This is a genomic window from Bacteroides sp. NSJ-39 (genome assembly GCF_014287315.1).
Taxonomy (GTDB): domain Bacteria; phylum Bacteroidota; class Bacteroidia; order Bacteroidales; family Bacteroidaceae; genus Bacteroides; species Bacteroides finegoldii.
Genome location: NZ_JACOOB010000037.1, coordinates 1 through 1,626 on the forward strand (window position 1 = coordinate 1; position 1,626 = coordinate 1,626).

Sequence of the window (1,626 nt, forward strand, 5' to 3'; positions counted from 1 at the left end):
ACATTCATGCCGCTGGCAGAGTTCTTCCGTGATATGGCAAACAGAGAGCTGGAGTGTAGCGTGAGCGGGTTCAGTTCCGAAGCACGTAAAGCGTTGCTGACACACGCATGGCCGGGCAACGTGCGGGAACTTCGGCAGAAAGTTATGGGTGCTGTATTGCAGGCGCAGGAAGGTGTTGTCATGAAAGAGCATCTGGAACTTGCCGTGACGAAACCGACCTCTACTGTCAGCTTCGCCTTGCGCAATGACGCGGAGGATAAGGAGCGGATATTGCGTGCGTTGAAACAGGCAAACGGCAACCGGAGTGTCGCCGCAGAACTGCTCGGCATAGGCAGGACAACACTATACAACAAACTTGAAGAGTATGGACTTAAATATAAATTCAAGCAATCATAGCCCGTAATTCACTGAATTTGGCTATCTTTGCATAACATTTGAGAAAAACGGCGATTGGCAGGAGCTTTTCGCCGCCAACATATAGGATAAGACCGCAAGGCGTTTCAAGCGAAAATCTGGTAAATTGGAACTACGGAGACGATTGCGTGATGCTTATGCTATGCTTACGCATAGCGTGCATTCACGTACTCTCCGTAAAGGCTTTACCAGAGCCATCGCTTGAAGGTAGTGTGAATTGCACGCTACTTTTTTACCCTTGCCTAACGAAAGGAAACGATTATGGGTAAAGTTCAGATTCTCGCCGTACTGACGATGGACGGATGTCTTTCTTCAGAGTTATATGATAAAGCACATCAGGATTTGTGCCTTGACCGTTGCGGTCTTGATGAAATCAGGAAGAAAGCCTTTTACCGTGTGACACCGGACTATTCCATTTCAATGCTGCACGAATGGAGAAAAGACTGCACAAACATCCGTTACCTCGCGGAAGCCACACCGGACACGGCAGACTATATAAACGGACTGCTGCGGATGCACGCTGTGGATGAAATCATACTATACACCGTTCCTTTCATATCCGGAAGCGGACGACATTTTTTTAAGTCGGCTCTGCCAGAGCAACACTGGACGCTTTCCTCTTTGAAAAGCTATCCCAACGGTGTATGTCGCATTATCTATATCCTTGATAAAAAAGCAAGATAGCCAAAATGTGCGGCAAGCATACATTTCTATTTTCAGGAATAGAATAAATGTTCTGATTACAAACAATTTAAGTCGGAGATTATTTGTCCTTGTGAAAAAATACTGAATTTTACACCTCTGAAATCCAGCACTTTGTAAAATTGAGTGTTGGATTTTTTATTTTCTGCCGCGTTTTTTGCCAATTATATTCATGTGCGCACGCAGAAAACAAAGTGTAATTTTCAAAATTGACAGAACCATGAATTATTTCTTGCTGGCGGAAACCGATTTTTTCCGCTTGATAAACGAAGCCGGCGACTGCAATATGGAAACGGCATACACGGCTTTCGCCACCCAAGTGATCGAACTGTGCAACGGCGGCATGGACATGAACCTTACCGTCATCGCGCTTGCCTACATCGAAATCGAGTTGCAGCACCATCCCGTACGTAATCTGTCAGAAGAAAAAAGAGAGATTGCCGCCTACGTCAGCAAGGCTCTGTCTTTCGTAAGAAAGATGCAGAAATTCCTTGCCACGCCCCAAGTGCC

General features: G+C 45.9%; 2 protein-coding genes and 1 pseudogene. All 3 read left to right on the forward strand.

Features of this window, described 5'->3' with window-relative positions; genetic code table 11:
• A partial coding sequence (locus H8S63_RS19265) for a helix-turn-helix domain-containing protein (protein ID WP_304522350.1) occupies positions 1-396 on the forward strand: 396 nt, incomplete at its 5' end.
• A 279-nt stretch (positions 397-675) separates the two neighbouring features.
• A complete protein-coding gene (locus H8S63_RS19270; protein ID WP_004291474.1) occupies positions 676-1,098 on the forward strand; it encodes a dihydrofolate reductase family protein in 423 nt (140 codons plus the stop codon).
• A 238-nt stretch (positions 1,099-1,336) separates the two neighbouring features.
• Positions 1,337-1,626 (forward strand): annotated as a pseudogene (locus H8S63_RS19275) (RteC protein); the annotation flags it as partial.

Coding starts and splice junctions, on each gene's coding strand:
- H8S63_RS19270 (WP_004291474.1), top strand. CDS start 676: ATGGGTAAAGTTCAGATTCTCGCCGTACTGACGATGGACGGATGTCTT.